The organism is Bifidobacterium sp. LH_419, assembly GCF_056356955.1.
Genome location: NZ_JBKEVG010000012.1, coordinates 1 through 20382, shown reverse-complemented (window position 1 = coordinate 20382; position 20382 = coordinate 1). Strand labels below are relative to the sequence as shown.

The following is a 20382-nucleotide window of genomic DNA, read 5'->3' as shown; positions in this document are numbered from 1 at the left end:
TTTCGTTCCGATCCGGCATAGCGAAAGGTTCGATATGGACGGCCGTAATGGCGACGACACCGACAGCCGATCAACCGGCTCGGACAGGCCCCGATACGCCCACGTATTCGTCGGCCACCTGTTGCTGAATGCCATCGTATCGTTCCCAATCAGTCTGATCATTGCGTGGCTGGGGCTGCGCTTCATCGCGCGCATCGTGTTCGATGGCGGCACGCTCGCCGCAATGCTGGCGATTACATGGATCGGGATATCGCTGATTGATTCACGTTGCGACTATGAACCGCGCCGGGCCGCCAACCGCATCATTTCGCCGATGCCATGGCCGCTGATCGTCGCCAGAATCGTGTTGCCGTTCTCCCTGCCGTGGATCGCCGCCCTCTGGCACACGGACATGACGATTGTCGCGGCTACGAGCATCGCTGCCGGCGCGGTGCGGCTGATGGAAATCATCGGCCTCGAACGACCATGGCGAAGCGAGGACCAGACGATAATCGACCGGCAACGAGAAGAGTTGAGGCGCATCACCCGCGAGACTGCCGAGGAGATCCGTGAGGAACGCCGCGCACAAACGGACGGAGACACCTACGACCCCTACAATCTGCGCGGCAAACGGTGAATCGCCGTTCCTGACCCCCCTCATACTTGGGATTCGTGAGAAAACGGCGGATTGACGCCCATGCAACCACCGGTTGCGCCGTGGTCGCGGCATTGTCCGGTTGCGTTTCACCATGGCAACCGCAAGATGGTGGCGAAAGCGACGCCACCGTGTCACAGTGGAATCATCGTTCGGACGTGATGAGCCGACACCACCGACCAGAGGGGATGATGACGATGACTTTCCGCACCAATCTGCAGACCCTGCGTGCAAGGCGCAACATGACGCAGGAGCAGCTGGCCATGCTGCTCGGCGTTTCGCGGCAGGCGATCTCGAAGTGGGAATCCGAGAAGGCGTACCCGGAAATGGACAAGCTGCTGGCGATCTGCGACCTGTTCGGATGCACGCTTGACGATCTGGTGCTTGGCGACGTGGATCGACCGACAGTCACCACGGGAACGACCGAGACCGCCCCGACCATCGCCGATGAGTCTCACACGGTCGCACAACGGGAAGGAGCTCCGACCGCGCCACTGCCGAAGGACATCACCGGATACGACGCCCACCGCCTCCGGTTCTCGATGCTGATCGCATCCGGTGTGACGGCAATCATCGCGTCGGTCGGCGTCGCCAACCTGTTCGACCCGGAACATTCGATCATCGGCGTCAATCCGCTCAATGACTTCCTGATGTTCGTCTGCATCTGCGTGGGAGTGATCATCGGACTGGTTCTGTTGGTTCCGGGTGCCATGGCGCATGCAGCGTTCAGGCGGAATCACCCGTATGTCAAGGACTTCTACACTGAGGATGACCGCCGCAGGGAATCCCGGCTTCTGGCATGCGGCGTGGTCGCGGGCGTGGCGGCGATTCTGATCGGCATCGCGGTCGTCGTGTACATGGACGAGGTGCGGGAAGTCACCGCGGGGTGGCCGAACGCGGTCATGCTGCTGCTGTCCGCGGCCGCGGTGTTCGGATTCGTCTACTGCGGCATGCGACACGACATGATGAACATCGACGGCTACAACAAGGAAATCGAGCGGAGTCGGCGTCAACGTTCCGGTGACGTGCCGCAATCCGTGAAACTGTCCGGGGCGTTGAGCGGCATCATCATGCTCGTCGCCACGATCGTCGGTCTGACGCTGCTGTTCCTCGTCCCTGGGTCGCTGTTCTGGATGTCATGGGTGATCGGCGGTCTGCTGTGCGCCGTCACCGGAATCATCGTCGATCTGTTCAAGGACCATGTCGACAAGTGAACGAACAGGAGCCGGCTCTTCACATTGTGACACATAGTGGGCCGTCCTCATCGTTTCGCTTGATTGAGAATCGATGAAATGGCGGGAGATCACGCCGTCCGAATCGTTCCGCCATCACTAGACTGGGAGGTGGCGGAATCGCCGCCGCACATATGCGCGACCAGTCATAAGGAGGCTGTCATGATCGATCATGTCGGATTGTTCGTCAAGGATGCGAACGAGCGTGCGGAGTTCTACGAGAAGCTACTGGCACCGCTGGGATACGTGAAGAAGCATGAGTTCCCGGGCGCCGTGTGCTTCGCGAACGATGCGGACGGTGACAGCGTGTGGATCCAGTCGCCGAAGGACGGCAATCCGCTCGTCCCGGCGCATCTGGCGTTCCGCGCCGCCGATCAGAACGTCGTCAAGGCGTTCCATGAGGCCGGTCTCGCCGCCGGCGGCACGGACAACGGCCAACCCGGTCCACGCCCGAACTACGGCCCGACCTACTACGCCGCGTTCATCCACGACCCGGACGGCAACAACATCGAGGCCTGCCTGCAGTAAGCGGGGCGCCGATTCCGCGGTCGCTCGCGTCCGGACCACGCATGAGCAACCGCGTGAACGCCCTATGCGAACAGCCGGGCGCGCAGCGACGTGGCGTCGGTGAAGCGGATGCCGGTCAGACCGGGCACGGCGGCGGCCGCGGCGTCGGCGTTGCGCTGTTTGTCGTCGACGAACGCCGCCTGCGCCGGGTCGACGCCGAAGCGGGCGACCGCGCGACGGTAAATCTCCGCGTCGGGCTTGTGGATGCGTTCGGCGCTGGAGACGACCACGTCGCGCAGCAGTCCGAGCGTGGGGAACAGTTCGCGGGCGGCGTCCACGTATTTCACGGTGAAGTTCGTCAGTCCCCAGCAGCGCACGCCGGCCGCGGCGAGGTCGTGCAGCAGTCCGTCCATGCCGGGCAGCATGCCGGTGAGCGCGAGCCGTTGGCGTGCGAAATACGTGCGGAACGCCGCGAGTTCCGGCGGTTCGCCCGCGTCGGCCGCGTCGGCCGCATGATGCGCGGCGTAGTCGGCGAGGATGCGTTCCTCACTCCAGCCCGGGTCGGACAGTTCGTCGTAATGCCAGAATCCGTATGGGTCGTCGCGGTCGAACAGCCGGTCGGCGGCGGCGTCCGGCACGACGCCGTCGACCGCGGCGCGCGGCCTCCAGTCGACCAGCACGTCGCAGAAATCGAAGATCACGTCGTCGTATGCGGGACGCACGGGACGGCTCACGGGGGAAACGCTCATACGCGACACCGTACACCCGCGCCGTCCAACGGGACGCGACGCGTCCGCCGCAACGTGCGGACGGTACAGTGGGTGGCGATCGACGGTTCGCGGGATGCCCGGGAAGCGGGCGTCCGATGGGGAGAGGAGATGCGACATGACGTATGTGCAGGCGCTGCTGGGGTTCGCGCTGGTGGCGGGTTCGATGGCCCTGCTGCCGGGATTGGACATGATGATGGTGGTCAACGAGACCATCAATTCGACGCGTCGGCGCGGCATCGCGGCGGCGTGCGGCATCTCGTTCGGCGTGCTCGCGTGGGCGGTGGCCGCGGCGGTCGGTCTCGCCGCGATCATCAACGCGTTCCCGCTCGCCTATGACGCGATCAGGCTGCTCGGCGGCCTGTACCTGTTCTATCTGGCGTTCAGTCTCGTCCGCAGGCCGAAGGCCGGCAAGGACGGGGAACCGGAGATGGCCGAACCAGCCGAACCGACGGCGGCCGTCGCGACCGCGGGCACCGGACGCGGCCCGCTCGCCTCCCCCATCGTCACTTCGTTCGTGCGCGGCTTCCTCACCGACCTGTTCAACCCGAAGATCGGTGTGTTCTACATCGCCGTCATCCCCCAGTTCCTCGTGCCGGGCGTCGATCACCTGCGGATGGGCGTCTCGCTGGGGCTCATCCACTTCACGGAAAGCATGATGGTGCTCGTCACGCTCGCCTGCATGGCCGCGTTCTTCGCCGGCAGGCTCAAGTCGGGCCGTTCGCGCCGCATCCTGAGTCTGGTGTCCGCGGGCATCATGGCCGTGCTGGGCGGCGTGACCGTCACCGAAGCGATCCGCAGCCGTCTCGCCGCCTGAGCGGGTCCGTCCGGCCATTCGGCGTCGATGCCATCGGTGACGGCAGCACCCGCCGCGGGCTCAGCGGCCGAGCAGGCTGGAGATCTGGCCGATGACGTCGCCGGGCAGACCGGCCTGTTCGGCAATCGAGCCGAGGTCGAGGTTCGTGCCCTGCTCCTGGATCATGCCGGCCACGTTTCCGATCTGGTCGGCGGAGATGTGCTCCTCGGCCAGTGCGGTCAGGTCGCCGAGCTGTTCCGCGTTGAGATGGTCGCCGGCGATCTGCGCGATCTCGCCGAGCTGGCCGGCGTCGAACTGCTCGATCACAGCCGCCGGCAGGTCGCCGATCGTACTCAGGTCGACGCCGCCGACGAACTGTTCGGCGATGTTGCCGATGGCACCGTTCGCCGCGTCGCCGACCGTATCGCCCAGCACGCCGCCCACGATGTTCCTGATGCCGTCGAACAGTCCCATGTCACGCCCCTTCGTCGATGATCGTCCGTTGTCGACCACTGTACAGGACGATGATGTCGCGAGAGCTTCCGACTCCCGTGAGCTTGCTCATACGGCGAGGGGAACGGGACCGCTCCGGGCTCAGTCGGCGGTGTGGAGATTGATGGTCATCTTCTCGTCGTCGGGGAAGTAGTGCACGGATAGATCGGAACCGTTCGAGCCTTTCATCGACGCGTAGTTGTCGCCTTCGCCGTCGACGGTGAAGCCCTTCTGCTTGCACTGTTCGACGTAGGCGGCGAACTTGTCGTGCGTGGTGCCGTAGACGCTGTATCCGACGCTCGTGTCGTTCACCGAGCCGCCGATGATCGTCGATTCGGGCTTGGGCAGGGTCTTGGTGAGCTTGTCGTCGCCCCACTGGTTCGCCTTGCTTTCGGCCTTGTCGAGTGTGGTCTTCTTGTTGACGAAGTCGTAGGTGGCTTTGCCGATTGTGTTCGTGCCCTTCAGGTAGGCGACGGACATCGTGTCCGGTTCCATGAGCGGTGTGAAGTCGCCGATGGCCTTCCACCCGCCGATCGTGCATTCGCCGTTCTCGCTGGTCGCGCCCGGCTTGACGATGAGGTTGCTCGTGCATTTGAGCGGTTCGGTCTTGAGCTCCTCGTAGTCGGAGTCCTCGATCATCGTCACGGCCTGCCGCAGGTCGGCGAACGCCGCCTGCCGCTGGTCGTCGGTCACATCGCTTTTCTGCCGGTAGTTGAGTGAGACGGCGACGATGGTGACGTTCGTGCCGTTCGTGAACGACATCATGTCCTGACGCTGGTTGTCGACGGGCGTCGACGCGACGCTCGTCTCGAGCTTGGAGAGGTCCAGCGGCTTCGCCACCGGTGACGCCGAGCCGCCGGACGCGCCATTCGATCCGGTGCCCGTCGGACCGCCGCAACCGGCAAGCATCATCGCCGCCGCCATCACGCAGGCCACGCCGCCCGCGATCTTCCGTTCCATACGCATGTCGTGCTCCTTGTTCTCTCGTTCGACACGTTGTTCACGGGCCATTATCGGGAGGATCACGTGGGACGGCATCAGTTGGCGACTGAATCGGCGGGAAAAAGGATGTGCGAAGACGATGAGGTCCTCTTCCTGACGGAAGGGGACCTCATCGTTATGGGGAAGGCCGGTCGCAGGTCTCACTCTGACGAGAGGGCCGGAGACCGCCTAGCCTAGCGTGTTCAGCGCTCGGAGGCCTCCTCAGTGGCGGCCTCCCCTTCGCGCTCGACGCGAATCTTGTGGCCGTCGGCCTGGGAGACGCCGTAGTAGGCGGCCACGGCGATGTCCTTCATATCGTTGATCAGCGGGATGCGCGGGTTGGCCGGCGTGCACTGGTCCTCGTAGGCGCGCATGCCGATCTGGTCGAGGACGCTCCAGAAGTAGTCCTCGTCCACGCCGCACTCCTGGAAGCTCTTGTTCATGCCGAGCTTGTTGTCGCGGTAGTCCTCGACGGCCTTCGCCAGGTTCTCGACGGCCTCGGCCGGGGTCTTGCCCGGATCGATGCCGAGGTTGATTGCGATGTCGCGGTAGCGCTCGTCGGCGATGTACTTGTTGTACTTCGGCCACGAGGTCGGCTCCTCCGGCACCTGGCCGTTGTAGCGGATCACGTACGGCAGCAGGATGGAGTTGGTGCGGCCGTGCGCGATGTGGCACAGGGCGCCGATCGTGTGGGCCATGCCGTGGCACATGCCGAGGAACGCGGAGCCGAACGCCATGCCGGCCATGGTGGCGGCGTTGTGCATCTTCTCCTGCGCGTTGGTCTTCTCCAGGCCCGGCTCGCCGTTGACGGACTCGGCCAGGTTGTCCCAGATCAGCTTGGCGGCGTGCAGGGCCATGCCGTCGGTGAAGTCGTTCGCGTACACGGACACGTACGCCTCGAAGCTGTGGGTCAGGGCGTCGAAGCCGGCGTCGGAGGCGAGCTTGCGCGGCTGGGTGCGGGCCAGGACCGGATCCACGATCGCGACGGACGGGGTGAGCGCATAGTCGGTGATCGGGTACTTGTAGCCGGTCTTGTGGTCGGTGATGACCGCGAACGGCGTGACCTCGGAGCCGGTGCCGGAGGAGGTCGGGATGCACACGAGCTTGGCCTTCTTGCCCAGCGGCGGGATCTTGAACGCGCGCTTGCGGATGTCGAAGAACTTCTCGCGCACGTCGGAGAAGCTGATCTCCGGGTGCTCGTAGAGCAGCCACATGATCTTGGAGGCGTCCATCGGGGAGCCGCCGCCGACCGCGATGATCGTGTCCGGCTCGAACTCCTCGCGCATCATCTCGGCGCCCTTCTCGACGGTCTCGACCGACGGCTCCGGCTCGACGTAGTCGATGATGCGGAAGGTGACGCGGTTGGAGCGGGCGCGCAGCTGGTCGATGATCTTGTCGACGATGCCGAGCTGCTCCATGACCTTGTCGCACACGATGACGGCCTTCTCGATGCCGTACATGTCGCGCAGGTACTTGATCGCGTTCGGCTCGAAGTAGGTCTTGGCCGGGATCTTGAACCACTGCATGTTGTTGTTCCTCCGAGCGATGCGCTTGATGTTGACCAGGTTCACGGCCTGCACGTTGCCGGACACCGAGTTGCCGCCGTAGGAGCCGCAGCCCAGGGTCAGCGACGGGGCGATCGCGTTGTAGATGTCGCCGATGCCGCCCAGCGAGCTCGGCTGGTTCCAGATGATGCGGCAGGCGTGCATGCGAAGGCCGTACTCGCGCACGAGCTCCTGGTTGTTGGTGTGGATGGCGGCGGTGTGGCCGGCGCCCAGCTTGAGCATGGCCTCGCACATCTCGAACGCCTGCTCCTTGCCGTCGGCCTTGAGCACGGCCTGCACCGGGGCGAGCTTCTCGTGGGTGAGCGGCTCGTTGTCGGAGACCTCGGAGCACTCGGCGGCGAGGATGGTCGCGTCCGCCGGGATCTCGAAGCCGGCGGCCTTGGCGATGTACTGCGGGGACTTGCCCGGCACCACGGAGTTGAGCTTCGGGGTCTGGCCGGAGCCGGCGGTGCAGCCGAACATGTACTGCTCGAGCTTGGCCTTCTCCTCCTTGTTCACGAAGTAGGCCTTGCGGCGCTTGAGCTCGGCGACCAGACGGTCGTAGACGTCCTTGTGGGCGATGATGGCCTGCTCGGTGGCGCAGATCATGCCGTAGTCGAAGTGCTTGGAGAGGACCAGGTCGTTGGCGGCGCGCACGACGTCCACGTCGGAGTCGACGTAGGCCGGGGCGTTGCCGGCGCCGACGCCGAGGGCCGGCTTGCCGGACGAGTACGCGGCCTTGACCATGCCCGGGCCACCGGTCGCCAGGATCGTCGCGATGCCGTCGTGCCTCATCAGTGCGCCGGTCGCCTCGATCGACGGGTGCTCGATCCACTGGATGCAGTTCTCCGGGGCGCCGGCCTCGATGGCGGCGTCGCGCACGATCTTCGCGGCGGCCACGGAGCACTTCTGCGCACCCGGGTGGAAGCCGAAGATGATCGGGCAGCGGGTCTTCAGGGCGATCAGGGACTTGAAGATCGCGGTGGAGGTCGGGTTGGTGACCGGGGTGACGCCCGCGACCACGCCCACCGGCTCGGCGACCTCGTCGATGCCCATGACGTCGTCCTCGCGGATGATGCCGACGGTCTTCTGGCCGGCCAGGTAGTTGGTCACGTGCTCGCACGCGAAGATGTTCTTCGTGGCCTTGTCCTCCACGAGACCACGGCCGGTCTCGTCCACGGCCATCTTCGCCAGCACGAGGTGCTTGTTCAGCGCGGCGACGGACGCCTTCGCCACGATGTGGTCGACCTGCTTCTGGTCGAGCTTCTCGAACTCGTCCAGGGCCTTGAGGCCCTTGGCGACGAGCGCGTCGACCTCCGCCTGCGCGGCGGCCTGCTTCTCCTCCGGGCTCGGCTTGGTGGGAGCCTCGGTCTTCTTTGCTTCTGCCATGAATCCTCCTCGATGTGCGTTAAGCAAAACTCGTGTTCTGTAATCTCCCGCCGCTGGGGCGGACAACGTTCGGCCGGTCCGACTTCATGTCGTTCTCTGTGGCCTGCGTCACAATATAACGAATTGGTCAACGACCTGCATGCGCACAAAATCGACGGCGTTTCGCGTGCGAATATGGGCGTTTTATGTAATGTTTTGTGCGATAAGGCGAACAAAAGCGCTCAAATGCCGGAAATTTGGTGCTTTTTGTTCACTTTTTGATGAAAATCACAGCCGCCCCACACGCCCCACTGCCTCACTTTTTAAAAGTGGTTTTCTAAAAGCCGTCCCCTAAGACTAGAATACATAAACCCACTTCACAAAAGTCAACCGCCCACATCCGCGTCATTGCGCCACTATACGCGCGCCACGCCCGACAATATGCAAAATCACTTTTATAAAAGTACACTATCAGCACAAGCATACTGTCGGTATTGCATCCAACGGAGGTCTCGCATGAAGGCAATGCCATCGACGGCGGTGAAGGCACACAACCGCATCGCCATGACCCAATACCTGTACCATCACGAACACGTCACCAAGCAGGAGATCGAACGCGAGCTCGGACTGAGCCTGCCCACCATCACCCAGAACCTGCGGGCGCTGGAGCAGGACGGCATCATCCGCCAGGGCGAACTGCAGCAGTCCACCGGCGGACGCAAGGCCCGCGGCTACGAGTTCAACCCGGACCATCGCACCGCCATCGGCGTGGCCATGCGCTCGAACGAGGTGCGCATGTGCGCGGTCGATCTCAACGGCACCGTCGTCGAACGGCTCGAACGCACGCTCCCCTACCGCAACGCCAACGTGTACTACCAGCGCGTCGGCGCCATCATCGAGAACTTCGCGGCGGAGGTGGAGAAGAAGCACGGGCCGGTGCTCGGCGTCTCCTTCTCCGTCCAGGGCATCGTCAGCCACGCCGGCGACCGGATCATCTTCGGCAACATCATGCGCAACACGGGACTCACGCTCGACACGATCACGCAGTCCATCCACCGCCCGTGCATGATGATCCACGATTCCGACGCGTCTGCGATGGCCGAACTCTGGTTCGACCATTCGCTCACCGACGCCGTATGCGTCTACCTCGAACGGCGGCCGGGCGGCGCGGTGATCGTGAACGGCAAACTGTACCAGGGGCCGAACATGTGCAACGGCACCATCGAGCACATGACGCTCGTGCCGGGAGGCCGCGAATGTTACTGCGGCAACCGCGGCTGCATGGACCCGTACTGCTCGCCCGAATCCCTCACCGAGGACTACGAGTCCATCCCCGGCTTCTTCAGCGTGCTCGAACAGGGCGAACGCCACCACCGCGAGCGCATGAACGAATGGCTCGACTACGTGGCGCAGGCGATCGTCAACGCGCGCTCGGTGATCGCCGGCGACGTGATCGTCGGCGGCGAGGCCTCCCAGTATCTGGAGGATTCCGACATCGAGGACCTCAAGCAGCGGGTCATCAAACGCAGCCCGTTCGGCACGGAACGGTTCACGCTGCGCCGCAGCACCCACGCCGAAGACCAGACGATCATCGGCGCGGCCCTCAGATACGTGGAGACCTATCTGAGCGAGATCTGCGGCGAGTGAGGCGCCCGTTCCCTCCGCGCGATTTTGGTGCGCGAATCACCCGATTCGCGCACCAAAATCGCGCATAGCCGTTGGTAATCCGTTCAGGCGCGGGTGAGGACCTCGGCGAGCGCCTGAATCACCGGCTGCGGCATGTGCGAATCGAATTCACGGCTCTCGTCCACGCCGTGCAGGTCCTCGATCGTGTGCATGGCTGGCAGCGCGTCCTTCCCGAGCTCCTTGACCATCGCGTAGGCGGTCTCCTTGGTGAGGTAGAGCATCTGCGCGTCCTTGAGCACAGCGAACGCGTCCTCGACCACGGTGTCGCCGGCGAGCGGCAGTCCCTTGGCGAACGTCACCGTGAGGCCGTCCGTCGCAGCGACGCCGGAGACACGCACGACGGTGCTCAACGTCGCCGCGTCGTAGCTGACGTCGGCGGCGAGCGCGCGGCCGCCGGATGTGACGGCGACGTTCGCGGCGGCCGCCGCGTCGACGCCGCGGAGGACGAGCGTCCAGTCGCGCGTCTCCGGCACGACGCCGGCGGCACCGGCGACCGGCGCGACGGTGAACGTCGCGGCGTCGCCGTCCGCCTCACCCACGGTCAGCGACAGCGCGGTCGACGCCCAACGCACGGACGCCTCGGGCGCGCCGTCGTCCTCCCACAGCGTGAACGCGCCGCTCGCGCCGGGGAAGGCGACGACGCGCAGGGACTTCGGGTTCGCGATCGAGTTGAGCGGCTCGCCGGCCGTCTCCTCCTGCAGCGGCACGATCGCGCCGGCCTTCGCGAAGACGGGCATGCGGTCGAGCCCTCGCCACGCCTCGATGCGACGGCCGGCGGCGGGACGCGACTCGTAGCGGCGCCCGTCGAAGAAGTCGAACCACGTGCCCTGCGGCAGCCACACGTCGGCCTTCGCGCGCTGCACGCTCTTCTCGGCCGGGGCGACGATCGGCGCGACGAGCAGTTCGGTGCCGAAGCGGAACTCGTCGACGAGCTTGTACGCGTCGCGGATCTCCGGCCAGTCCCAGTAGAGCGGCTGGACGAGCGGCTCGCCCTCGTAGGCGGCGCGGCGGTTCATCGTGTACAGGTACGGGATCATCGCGTGGCGCAGGCGCAGCGCGGCGGTCATCGCGGCGGCCACGTCGCCGTGGAAGTTCCACGGCTCCTTGCCGTTGAACGGCGAGTCGGTGGAGTGCAGGCGGTTGATCGGGCTGAACGCGCCGAACTGGTACCAGCGCGCCTCCAGCTCCTCGTCGCGGTAGCCGAACATGTGGCCGCCGATGTCGTGGCTCCACCAGCCGTAGCCGATGTTGGAGGCGGTGGCGGTGAATTCGGGCTGGAACTTCAGGGACTCCCAGTTGACGACCGTATCGCCGGAGAAGCCGATCGGATAGCGGTGCGAGCCGGGGCCGGCGTAACGGGAGAAGGTGAGCGGGCGCGGGTTGCGCGCGGCGTAGTCGCTGCCGTCGGCGCGCGCCGAGTCGAGGTAGTGCAGGTGGTTGAGGCCCCACAGCGGGTCGAGGCCGGGCTGGCGGGTGGTGCCGCCCTGCTGCCAGTCGAGCCACCAGAAGTCGACGCCCTCGTCCTCCATCGGATGGTGGAGCTTGTCGAAGTAGGCCTCCATGAACTTCGGATCGGTGAGGTCGAACTGCACGGCCTCCTCGGTCTTCGGGTCGATGCCCATCGCCTCGGCGAGTTCCGGGTAACGTTCCTCGAACGCGCGCACGCCGTCCTTCGGGTGCACGTTGAGCGTGATCTTCATGCCCTGCTCGTGCAGCCACGCCATGAAGCGCTTCGGATCGGGGAAGAAGTCCTTGTTCCACGTGTAGCCGGTCCAGCCGGAACCGTACTTCGGGTCGACGTCGTCGACGAGATGCCAGTCCATGTCGACCACGGCGGTGGTGAACGGGATGCCCTCCTTCTCGAACCGTTCGACGAGCGTCATGTACTCGGCCTCGGTGTAGCGGTGGTAGCGGCTCCACCAGTTGCCGAGCGTGAAGCGCGGCAGCAGCGGGGTCGGTCCGGTCAGGCGGTAGAGGTCGTGCACGGCCTCGCGGTAGCGGTGCCCGTAGGCGAACAGGTAGAAGTCGGTGGTGGGCTCCGGCTTCGGCGTCACCCACGTGCCGAACGGGTTCGCCTTGCCGTTGACTTCCGGCGTCTCGCGGATGATGTTCGACTCCGAATCGTCGATGACGGCCCAGCCGTCGGTGCCGTTGACGCCGGGACCGACGGGGATGCGGCCGTTGGCGAAGTCGAGGGTGCGCGCCGTGCCGCCGAGGTTGCGCATCTGATCGTCGCCGTAATGCCACGTGTTGTCGATGGCCTTGACGTTCTTGATGGTGGCATACAGGCCCTCCTTGCTGAACGGGGCCTGGTTGTAGGAGATGTGAAGCGATGGGGTTTCGATCTCCAGCCATCCGTCGCGTTCGACGACGGTGAACTCCGGTGCGGCGTCCGGGCCGAAGTCGCGGTTGAGCACGGACTGCGTGGCGTCGTCGACGAACCGGCCGGAATCGGACCATTCGAAGCGGATGAGCGACTCGGTGATGACGCCGATGCGCCACCGGTCGCCCTGGATGATGCGGTCCGGGTTCATCGCCGGATGTGCGCCAAGCGTACCGAGCGAGAAGAGATTGCGGTCTACCACGTGAACTCCTTTGTCGTGTGCTGCGTATCGTGATGTCCGATTGGTTGACATCTACGATAATAGCGCTTGCACAATATGAGCCACGCTCAAGAAAACTGCGATATCATTCTGCGGAATATCAATATGTTTCCGCCGTGATTGGATTATCATAGCGCTTGCATACACAACGGCGTGCATGCATTACACTTCCCCTCAACAGCTCACCCACGCGCACGATCCCGTTGCTGAGATGACGTGAGCGACGCACATCAGGATGCATGCGCGTGACGGTACTGCGACGGTGTCACGCCGGTCTCGTCGCGGAACCGGCGGTTGAAGTTGGAGGCGTTGTCATAGCCGCTCATCCGTTGGATACGTGCGATCGGCAGATCGGTGCAGGTCAGCAGGCGGCAGGCGCGCCCCACGCGCAGGCGACGGACGAAATCGGCGAAACCGATGCCGGCCACCCGTTTGAAGAAGCGGGAAAAGGTCGATACGCTCATCGAGGCCGCTTCGGCGGCATCCGACAGCGTGACCGTATCGAGATGCGACGAAATATAGGCGATGGCGACGTTGACGTCGTCCTCGGCACCGAAGGCGACCTGCGGATTGTATCCCGGGGTCACCACGGTGCGAACCTCATCCGCCGGCGCCTGTTGGAACACCGTGAGGATGGCGATGAGGTCGGCCACGCGCCGCGCCGCGTCATGCTCCCCCATCGTCTCCAGCAGGCCTCCCGCCTCGTGCGCGGAGTCTCCCGACAGGACGAGTGCATGCGACGCGCGACGCACCACCTGCTCGAACCCGGCGGTCTCGGGGAACGCCGACGCCAGCAATCGCAGCGTCTGCGGGCGGACATGGCACAGCACGTCACGATGGGCGAGCCGTTCGCCGGGGATGATGTCCGACAGCCAGTTGTGAGGCAGGTTCGAGCCGATCATCGCCACATGCCCCGCCTCGAACGGCATGAGTCCGTCCCCGGCCATGAGCTGTCCGCTTCCCTCACGGATCAGGTGGATTTCGATCTGCGGATGGTAGTGCCATCGGGCCAATGCGCTCGGATACCCGTGGCTCGACCATCGTATGGCGGCGTCCCCATCGGGGACGATCACCTCCAGCGATCCAGCATCCGAGTATGGGATCATGCCGGCGTCACGCGCATCCATCGCCAACCTCCTCGTCGATTCCTCCACGATACCGCACCGTCCGCCGCCCGATGTCTCGCGATCGCCGATCGTTCACCGGCTCCCGTCGACGGATACCACCGGGCATCAGAAAACGACGTGACGACCGTCCGAGGAACACCGGAAATGCCGATGCGCGCCGGCGGCGGAAAAAGGGAATCCCGCCGGCCCGTCATCGATTATCCATAGCACCCCTCGGACGGCCGTCACGTCGTCGCCAAGCAGCCGTCCGTCATCCGCGATCAGTCGCGGTCGACGGTGATCTGCAGCTTGATGTCACCCGGACGGCCCTCGTCCATACGGTCGAAGGCGGCCTTGGCGTCCTTCATCGCGAAGGTGTCAGTGATGAAGGGCTTGAGGTTGAGCCTGCCGCTGGCGACCAGATCGATGGCCTTCTGGTACACGTTGGCGTAGCGGAAGACGTTCTCGATACGCACTTCGGTAGCCTGCAGCTCGGTGATGTCGATCGACACCGGATTGACCGGGATGCCGACGAGCACCGCGCAGCCGCCGGGGGCGATGAGCTTCCAGAACGTCTCGTAGGCCTTCGGTGCGCCGGAGCATTCGAACGCCACGTCGGCACCCCAGCCGCCGGTCTCCTCGCGGACCCGCTCGACGAGATCCTCCTTCGTCAGATCGACCGGGATGACGCCCGGAATCTGGCCGATGATGCCAAGCTTGACGGCGGAGACGTCGGAGACGAGCACCTTGGAGGCGCCGCCGGCGAGCGCGGCGGAAGCGGTGAGCATGCCCACGGTGCCCGATCCGGCCACGACGCACACGTCGCCGGGCTTGATACGCGCCTTGGTGGCGGCCCACATGCCCACGGCGGTGGGCTCGAGCAGCGCGCCCTCGCCGAAGCTCATGTTATCGGGCAGGTGGTAGGTGAACGCGGCCGGGTGGATGACCTCTTCGCACAGGCAGCCATCGATCGGCGGGGTGGCGAAGAAGCGCACGGCCGGGTCGACGTTGTACATGCCCAGTCGGCTGGCGCGCGAGGTCATGTCGGGGATGCCGGGTTCGAGGGCGACGCGGTCGCCGGGCTTGAAATCGGTGACGCCGGGGCCGACTTCGAGCACGGTGCCCGCGGCCTCATGACCGAGAATCATCGGCTGTTCGACGACGTACTTGCCGACGCGTCCGTGCGTGTAGTAGTGCAGGTCGGAGCCGCACACGCCCACGGTATGCGGCGCGATGCGCAGTTCGCCGGGACCGGGCGCCTGGACGTCCGGGACCTCGCGCACGTTGATGACGCCCTGCTTCTCGAGAACGACTGCCTTCATGATGATGCTCCTTTGATTGGATGGTTGTTGATGGTTGTTGATGGTTGTTGGTTGATATGGATGGGAAAGACGGATCAGACCACGGCCGGGGACTGCGAGGCCATCGCCGGCATCGTCTCCGTGGACGTGCTCCGATCGATACGACGACCTTTCTCATCGAAACCGGGTTGCTTCGGTCGAATCCACAGGGAGACGACCGATCCGCCGATGTAGCAGATCGCGTACGCCCAGCACACGCCGGCGAACCCGACCGTCTCCAGCAGCACGGTGGCGATGAACGGACCGCAGAAGGTCGTCAGACCGGAGGCGAGGTTGTGCGCGGAGACCGCGGCCCCCTTGTGCTCGGGCTCCAGCGCGGGGAACACCGCACCCATCGGCACGAAGGCGGAGATGCCCATGCCGAGCACCACCGCGCACAGGTACATGAGCGGCAAGTTGCGGCCGAAGAACTGGGGCACGTAGTACATGGCGAGCGTGCCGAGGGCGGAGAGCCAGCATCCCCACCAACGCATCTGGCGCATCCAGCCGAACCGGTCGCCCATACGACCCCAGAACACGTTGCCGAACACGGTGACGACGAAGAGCAGCCCCCAGATGGTGGACCATTCGGTGACTTTGAACCATGCGCCGCCGCCGTTGGTATGCGTGGCGAGGTACAGCGGCATGATGACCGGGAATCCGTAGAGGGTGAGGTTGCAGATCACGCGCAGCACGGCGGCGAAGGCGATCTGGCGGTTCTCCTTGAGGATGGTGACGCCGCGGGAGAGTTCACGCAGCTTGTCGGCGGTGCTCATCGCGTCGAGATCGGCATTGCGGGTCTTCGGCACGAACCACAGGCAAATGAGCAGACCGGCAATCGAGAACGGCAGCGACACCCACAGCGAGTAGTATTCGCCGATCACCGGCGTGATGAACGCGGGCAGGTAAGCACCGAACACGCCGATGCCGAAGGAGTACGAGGTCCAGAACCAGCCCATGGCCGAGGCCAGTTTGCCCGGGTCCACGGTCTGTGCGAGCAGTACCACGTAGCTATAGATGAACAGCGGGTAGCCCATGCCGCGCAGCATGTACGACACCAGCATCAGCGGATAGATGTGGCTGGGCAACGCCACGCCGATGAACACCAGGTGCAGAGCGATCCACGAGACCGCGCCGACCAGCATGATGCGCTTGGCGCCGAACATCTCCGCAAGCACTCCGGACGACCATCCGGCCAACGCCGCGACCAGACCGTACATCGTGAACAGCATCGATGCCTGCGACGAGCTGAATCCCTGATCCACGACATACTTCGACAGGAACGTCAGCTCGAAGCCATCTCCCGTCATGAACACCGCGATCGCCAGGAACCCCGGCAGCAGTGTTCTCATCAATCCCCGAGCCACGTTGTCTCCTTACCTGAACTTCGTTGTCTTTATCGCTCCTCGTTGAAGCGTTAATACAATTCTCCCGTGAGAAACACTGGTGTTTCCTCGCATTAGATGGCAAGAATTGATACTTTTTTGCACTCCGCATGGATGCTCAGCAATTCCAGAACGGATACCCCGCCTCACAGGACGTCGACCGAAGAACCGCGAAACACGCATTTTACAAAGTAACTTTACAGAAGTCGGTGCATGGGATTATGCTGGGCGGCGATGGACGGAGATACCGCCCACATGCGCCGCAGGCGCACCAACGAAAGGACATCATCATGATGAACGGAAAGAAGTTCATGGCGGCCGTTATGCGTGGTTTCGAGGCCAGCGGCATGAACGCCCTCGCCCAGGCCGGCTACAGCGAGGCCACCACCAAGGCATTCGAAGCCATCGAAAACCGCTGAACAGCAACAGCCTAAGAACGATACAGCAGCGGCATGGATGGCATGAGCCGTCTTCCTGCCGCGCGTCGCGCATCGATAGGATGCATCGCCTTCGATGCCGAACATGATCGCCCAACGGTCATGTCGATAAATCAGATGCTCCAACAGGATCGGACAACGGCGTCCCCTCTCTCTTTGTTTCCCCCGAATCCCCGTGAGGCCTATGTGCTGACCACCGCGATCGCCCTGGGCCGTATCGCCAGCCCCGTCCGATAGTGTTTCCTCCCGTTGGCGGGTGGTGTGTGTCTGTTCAATGGGAAGTGGGCCGTGTGAGCGTGTGGATGTCTTCCGTGTGAGTGGCGGGTTTTAGTCCACTTCAGCGTGTGGTGAGAAACGAACGCCGGCCCGTCCTGCCCGTACTAGTTTCCCGAGTCGGAAGCAACCATCAGGTTTTCTCGGGAAAGGAAAGGAATGACGGTACCGGTGTCCGTGCAACAACGTATCAGGGTGCTTGACGCGCGTGGCGTGTCATGGAGAAGCATCGCGAAAGAGGTGGGAGTGGCCCGTGACACGGTCGCGAAGTACGCCGGGAGGGAGGATTGCTCGCCGGAACCGGAGCATCCCGTCTCGAGGCCGTCGAAGCTCGACCCGTACAGGGGCGTGATCGATGAATGGCTGCAGTCCGACCGGTTCATGCCGCGCAAGCAGCGTCACACCGCCAAGCGCGTTTACGACCGGCTCGTCGCGGAGAAGGGGTATGCGGGCTCGTATTCGCCGGTGCAGCGGTACGTGAAGCGGTGGCGTGAGGAGCATCGGCTCCCGTCGGACGGGTATCTCGAGCTCGAGTGGCATCCGGGCGAGGCGCAGGTCGATTTCGGTGTGGCGCAGGCCGTGATCGGCGGGGGCCGGACGGACGTGCATTGCCTGGTCGTCACGTTCCCGTACTCGAACATGCGCTGTTGCGTGGCCCTGCCCGGGGAGAACGCGGAATGCGTGTGCTCCGGGCTGCGCACGGTGTTCGAGCATGTCGGCGCGGTCCCGTTGACGCTGGTGCTCGACAACGCCACCGGCGCCGGCCATCGGATCGCGTGGGACAAGGTCACCGTCGTCAGGGTGTTCGAACTGTTCGTGGAGCATTACCGGCTCGAGGTGCGTTTCTGCAACCCGGACTCGGGCAACGAGAAAGGCAGTGTGGAGAACGCGGTCGGGTTCCTGCGCCGCAATATCATGGTGCCTCTCCTGAACGCGGAGTCCTACGGCCAGCTGACCCGGTACATGCTGGGACGCTGCGACGCGATGGCCAGGACGGATCACTACCGCAAGGGCGTGCCGATCGCGAGCCTGTTCGACGAGGAGAGGACGGGCATGCAGCCGTTGCCCGCCAAACCGTACGACGCGGTCAGGTGGGAGGTCAGGAAGGCCGACAAGGACGGGCGCGTGCAGGTCGATGGCAACTATTATCTCGCCGGCCCCTCGTGGCGCGGCTGGAGGCTCGACGTCGCTCTGCGCGCGTTCGACGTGACCATCCGCACCCGGGACGGGCGCACCTGCGCCAGACTGCCCCGCGTGTACGGGGACTCGCCGGCCACGATCCGCGACCCCGCCACCCTCCTGCCCGCGTTAAGCCGCAAGACCAACGCATGGCCCGATTCCACCATCCGCGACGATTTCCCGGACAAGCCCGGGCTCGCGATCGACCGCATGGACGCCAAGGCGCGCAGGAACGCGTTCCGGCTCATTTCCAAGGCCAGCGGCCAGTCCGGGTTCGGGGCCGCGGTCAAGGCCGGCGAGCACCTCGTCGAACAGGGCCATCCCCTCGACGAGGCCAGCCTGACCACCATGGCCCGCCGCATCGCCGCCGGCGAAAGACCGTACGAGCAGGCGGCCCCCGACCTGACCGGATACGACGTGTTCATGAAACCCCGCGAGACGGAGGAAAGGAAGGAGGCATAGGCCATGGGCTCGCACCGTCCGCCGCTCGTCATGCCCGACATGAAACGCCGCCGCGCGTCCACCGGCGAAAGGATCGAAACGATCATGGACCTCGCGCGCCGACTGCCCCTGACCCGACAGGTCCTCGCCGACCAACTCGCCGAAGCGACCCCGAGCCAGATGGAATTCATGGAGACCTGGATGAGGGCCGAACTCGACTCCAGGGAACGTTCCAAACGCTCGCGTCTGCTCAAGGCCGCCGGCTTCCCCGCCGACAAGGAACTCGACGGCTACGACTGGACCCCGATCCGATTCCCCGTCGACTACGGGCGCGAGCAGATCACGACCCTCGACTTCATCACCGGCCACGACGACCTCGTCCTGTTCGGCCCTCCCGGCACCGGCAAGACCCACCTCGCCATCGCGCTCGGCAGGAACGCGTGCCGGCAGGGCGTCCCGGTGCGCTACCATACGGCCGCGAGCCTGGTCATGCGGCTCCTGCGGGCCCAAGCCGACAACCGGCTCGACCGTGAACTCGCCGCGATCGGCAAGACCCCGCTGCTCATCATCGACGAGCTCGGCTACGTACCCATCGACGAGGAAGGCAGCAGACTCCTGTTCCAGGTCGTCACCAACGCATACGAGACCCAGAGCATCATCTACACCACCAACATCGAATTCAGCGGATGGGGCAGGATCTTCGGCGACCCCAACATGGCCGCCGCGATCATCGACCGCACCGTCCACCACGGCAGGATGATCAGATTCGAGGGCGAATCCTGGCGCAAGACCCACGCCCTCATGCAATAACCAACAACCAAACCAACAGCAGGACCGGCCAACACCGAAACGGCCTAAAACCATCCGCTCACACGGACCAAAAGAAACGCCGAAACGGCCCATATCAACTTGACAAAACACAGTGGTGGCGCGTGATCGTCGGTGGGTGGTCGCACGCGCGTGTGGTGACGTGGCGTGCGTGTCGTGGCGGGTTGTTTCCCCCGTCCGCGTGTGTGGCTTGTCCGGTGTCTGGGTATGGGTGGACCCCGGGAGCGTGTGCTCGACCGGGATCCTGTTCTCGTTGTGGTGCGGCGGCGTGCTACTCTCCCACACCCTGTCGGGTGCAGTACCATCGCCGTGCCAGGTCTTAGCTTCCGGGTTCGGAATGGGTCCGGGCGTCTCCCCTGGGCCATGACCGCCGCAAATCTTCAATTATCAGGAGGGAATCGTGTCCCGTGTCTCCTGATGGCTGGTGGTTTGGGGACCGGATGGTGGACGCTTGCCTGTCGTTTTTGTGGTCACGGACCGTTGTTCCGTGTCGCGTGTGTTTCGCGCAGTCTTCGCCGATGCTCTCCACACTCCTTGGGGGTGTGGGTTGTGTGTCGCGCTTCCCCGTTAGTACCGGTCGGCTCCACCCCTCGCGGGGCTTCCACGTCCGGCCTATCGACCACGTGTTCTACATGGGGGGTCACGGGCTTCGAAAAGCCCAGGGAATACTTATCTTGGAGCGGGCTTCCCGCTTAGATGCTTTCAGCGGTTATCCCTTCCGAACGCAGCCAACCGGCGGTGCCACTGGCGTGACAACCGGCGTACCGGAGGTTCGTCCACCCA

General features: G+C 64.4%; 16 protein-coding genes and 2 rRNA genes. 8 read left to right on the top strand and 10 right to left on the bottom strand.

Annotated elements, in window-relative coordinates; all coding sequences use genetic code 11:
• The first annotated feature begins 34 nt into the window (after positions 1 to 34).
• From AC1AYX_RS08215 to AC1AYX_RS08205, 3 genes are all read left to right on the top strand, one after another.
• Complete coding sequence (locus AC1AYX_RS08215; protein WP_476503023.1) at positions 35 to 616, top strand: hypothetical protein; 582 nt, start codon at positions 35 to 37, stop codon at positions 614 to 616.
• Positions 617 to 831: 215 nt separating this feature from the next.
• Positions 832 to 1848, top strand: coding sequence for a helix-turn-helix transcriptional regulator (locus AC1AYX_RS08210; protein WP_476503022.1), 1017 nt, complete (start codon positions 832 to 834; stop codon positions 1846 to 1848).
• Positions 1849 to 2028: 180 nt separating this feature from the next.
• Positions 2029 to 2394 (top strand): VOC family protein, encoded by a 366-nt coding sequence (locus tag AC1AYX_RS08205; protein WP_476503021.1) that lies wholly within the window; start codon positions 2029 to 2031, stop codon positions 2392 to 2394.
• 62 nt (positions 2395 to 2456) lie between these two features.
• On the opposite strand, the gene AC1AYX_RS08200 is transcribed toward AC1AYX_RS08205, so the two are convergent.
• Positions 2457 to 3122, bottom strand: a complete 666-nt coding sequence (locus tag AC1AYX_RS08200) for an HAD-IA family hydrolase (RefSeq protein ID WP_476503020.1) — start codon at positions 3120 to 3122, stop codon at positions 2457 to 2459.
• 136 nt (positions 3123 to 3258) lie between these two features.
• Between AC1AYX_RS08200 and AC1AYX_RS08195 the strand changes: the two genes are divergently transcribed.
• Positions 3259 to 3957, top strand: a complete 699-nt coding sequence (locus tag AC1AYX_RS08195) for a LysE family translocator (protein ID WP_476503019.1) — start codon at positions 3259 to 3261, stop codon at positions 3955 to 3957.
• A 60-nt stretch (positions 3958 to 4017) separates the two neighbouring features.
• Here AC1AYX_RS08195 and AC1AYX_RS08190 read toward each other — a convergent pair whose 3' ends face one another.
• The 3 genes from AC1AYX_RS08190 to adhE form a co-directional block, all read right to left on the bottom strand.
• Entirely contained in the window at positions 4018 to 4410 is a 393-nt protein-coding gene (locus tag AC1AYX_RS08190) for a hypothetical protein (protein WP_476503018.1), read from the bottom strand.
• Between the two features lie 120 nt (positions 4411 to 4530).
• Complete coding sequence (locus AC1AYX_RS08185; protein ID WP_476503017.1) at positions 4531 to 5388, bottom strand: DUF6591 domain-containing protein; 858 nt, start codon at positions 5386 to 5388, stop codon at positions 4531 to 4533.
• A 224-nt stretch (positions 5389 to 5612) separates the two neighbouring features.
• The gene (adhE, locus tag AC1AYX_RS08180; RefSeq protein WP_476503016.1) at positions 5613 to 8342 is read right to left on the bottom strand and encodes a bifunctional acetaldehyde-CoA/alcohol dehydrogenase; all 2730 of its coding nucleotides are present in this window, start codon (positions 8340 to 8342) and stop codon (positions 5613 to 5615) included.
• A 495-nt stretch (positions 8343 to 8837) separates the two neighbouring features.
• Here adhE and AC1AYX_RS08175 point away from each other — a divergent pair, with 495 nt between their 5' ends.
• Complete coding sequence (locus AC1AYX_RS08175) at positions 8838 to 9968, top strand: ROK family transcriptional regulator (RefSeq protein WP_476503015.1); 1131 nt, start codon at positions 8838 to 8840, stop codon at positions 9966 to 9968.
• Positions 9969 to 10051: 83 nt separating this feature from the next.
• Here AC1AYX_RS08175 and AC1AYX_RS08170 read toward each other — a convergent pair whose 3' ends face one another.
• The 4 genes from AC1AYX_RS08170 to AC1AYX_RS08155 all read right to left on the bottom strand — a co-directional run bounded on the left by AC1AYX_RS08170 (position 10052) and on the right by AC1AYX_RS08155 (position 16423).
• The gene (locus AC1AYX_RS08170; RefSeq protein ID WP_476503073.1) at positions 10052 to 12541 is read right to left on the bottom strand and encodes a glycoside hydrolase family 31 protein; all 2490 of its coding nucleotides are present in this window, start codon (positions 12539 to 12541) and stop codon (positions 10052 to 10054) included.
• A gap of 299 nt (positions 12542 to 12840) precedes the next feature.
• Positions 12841 to 13737 carry an AraC family transcriptional regulator gene (locus AC1AYX_RS08165; protein WP_476503014.1) on the bottom strand — a complete coding sequence of 299 codons (897 nt, stop codon included), beginning with the start codon at positions 13735 to 13737 and terminating at the stop codon, positions 12841 to 12843.
• A 260-nt stretch (positions 13738 to 13997) separates the two neighbouring features.
• Positions 13998 to 15038, bottom strand: a complete 1041-nt coding sequence (locus tag AC1AYX_RS08160) for an NAD(P)-dependent alcohol dehydrogenase (RefSeq protein ID WP_476503013.1) — start codon at positions 15036 to 15038, stop codon at positions 13998 to 14000.
• Between the two features lie 74 nt (positions 15039 to 15112).
• Entirely contained in the window at positions 15113 to 16423 is a 1311-nt protein-coding gene (locus AC1AYX_RS08155) for an MFS transporter (RefSeq protein ID WP_476503012.1), read from the bottom strand.
• 308 nt (positions 16424 to 16731) lie between these two features.
• On the opposite strand from AC1AYX_RS08155, the gene AC1AYX_RS08150 reads away from it, so the two are divergent.
• From AC1AYX_RS08150 to istB, 3 genes are all read left to right on the top strand, one after another.
• A complete protein-coding gene (locus tag AC1AYX_RS08150; protein WP_274518544.1) occupies positions 16732 to 16860 on the top strand; it encodes a hypothetical protein in 129 nt (42 codons plus the stop codon).
• A 450-nt stretch (positions 16861 to 17310) separates the two neighbouring features.
• Positions 17311 to 18792: an IS21 family transposase gene (gene istA / locus AC1AYX_RS08145; protein ID WP_476503011.1), complete on the top strand. Its 1482-nt coding sequence runs from the start codon at positions 17311 to 17313 to the stop codon at positions 18790 to 18792.
• A gap of 3 nt (positions 18793 to 18795) precedes the next feature.
• The gene (istB, locus tag AC1AYX_RS08140; protein WP_476503010.1) at positions 18796 to 19581 is read left to right on the top strand and encodes an IS21-like element helper ATPase IstB; all 786 of its coding nucleotides are present in this window, start codon (positions 18796 to 18798) and stop codon (positions 19579 to 19581) included.
• A 276-nt stretch (positions 19582 to 19857) separates the two neighbouring features.
• On the opposite strand, the gene rrf is transcribed toward istB, so the two are convergent.
• A 5S ribosomal RNA gene (gene rrf / locus AC1AYX_RS08135) occupies positions 19858 to 19974 on the bottom strand.
• Between the two features lie 172 nt (positions 19975 to 20146).
• Positions 20147 to 20382: ribosomal RNA gene (locus AC1AYX_RS08130) — 23S ribosomal RNA — on the bottom strand; the annotation flags it as partial.

Bases quoted from the DNA above. Each gene is read 5' to 3' on its own strand.
- AC1AYX_RS08215 (WP_476503023.1), top strand. From the start codon at position 35: ATGGACGGCCGTAATGGCGACGACACCGACAGCCGATCAACCGGCTCG.
- AC1AYX_RS08210 (WP_476503022.1), top strand. From the start codon at position 832: ATGACTTTCCGCACCAATCTGCAGACCCTGCGTGCAAGGCGCAACATG.
- AC1AYX_RS08205 (WP_476503021.1), top strand. From the start codon at position 2,029: ATGATCGATCATGTCGGATTGTTCGTCAAGGATGCGAACGAGCGTGCG.
- AC1AYX_RS08200 (WP_476503020.1), bottom strand. From the start codon at position 3,122: ATGAGCGTTTCCCCCGTGAGCCGTCCCGTGCGTCCCGCATACGACGAC.
- AC1AYX_RS08195 (WP_476503019.1), top strand. From the start codon at position 3,259: ATGACGTATGTGCAGGCGCTGCTGGGGTTCGCGCTGGTGGCGGGTTCG.
- AC1AYX_RS08190 (WP_476503018.1), bottom strand. From the start codon at position 4,410: ATGGGACTGTTCGACGGCATCAGGAACATCGTGGGCGGCGTGCTGGGC.
- AC1AYX_RS08185 (WP_476503017.1), bottom strand. From the start codon at position 5,388: ATGGAACGGAAGATCGCGGGCGGCGTGGCCTGCGTGATGGCGGCGGCG.
- adhE (WP_476503016.1), bottom strand. From the start codon at position 8,342: ATGGCAGAAGCAAAGAAGACCGAGGCTCCCACCAAGCCGAGCCCGGAG.
- AC1AYX_RS08175 (WP_476503015.1), top strand. From the start codon at position 8,838: ATGAAGGCAATGCCATCGACGGCGGTGAAGGCACACAACCGCATCGCC.
- AC1AYX_RS08170 (WP_476503073.1), bottom strand. From the start codon at position 12,541: ATGAACCCGGACCGCATCATCCAGGGCGACCGGTGGCGCATCGGCGTC.
- AC1AYX_RS08165 (WP_476503014.1), bottom strand. From the start codon at position 13,737: ATGGATGCGCGTGACGCCGGCATGATCCCATACTCGGATGCTGGATCG.
- AC1AYX_RS08160 (WP_476503013.1), bottom strand. From the start codon at position 15,038: ATGAAGGCAGTCGTTCTCGAGAAGCAGGGCGTCATCAACGTGCGCGAG.
- AC1AYX_RS08150 (WP_274518544.1), top strand. From the start codon at position 16,732: ATGATGAACGGAAAGAAGTTCATGGCGGCCGTTATGCGTGGTTTCGAG.
- istA (WP_476503011.1), top strand. From the start codon at position 17,311: ATGACGGTACCGGTGTCCGTGCAACAACGTATCAGGGTGCTTGACGCG.
- istB (WP_476503010.1), top strand. From the start codon at position 18,796: ATGGGCTCGCACCGTCCGCCGCTCGTCATGCCCGACATGAAACGCCGC.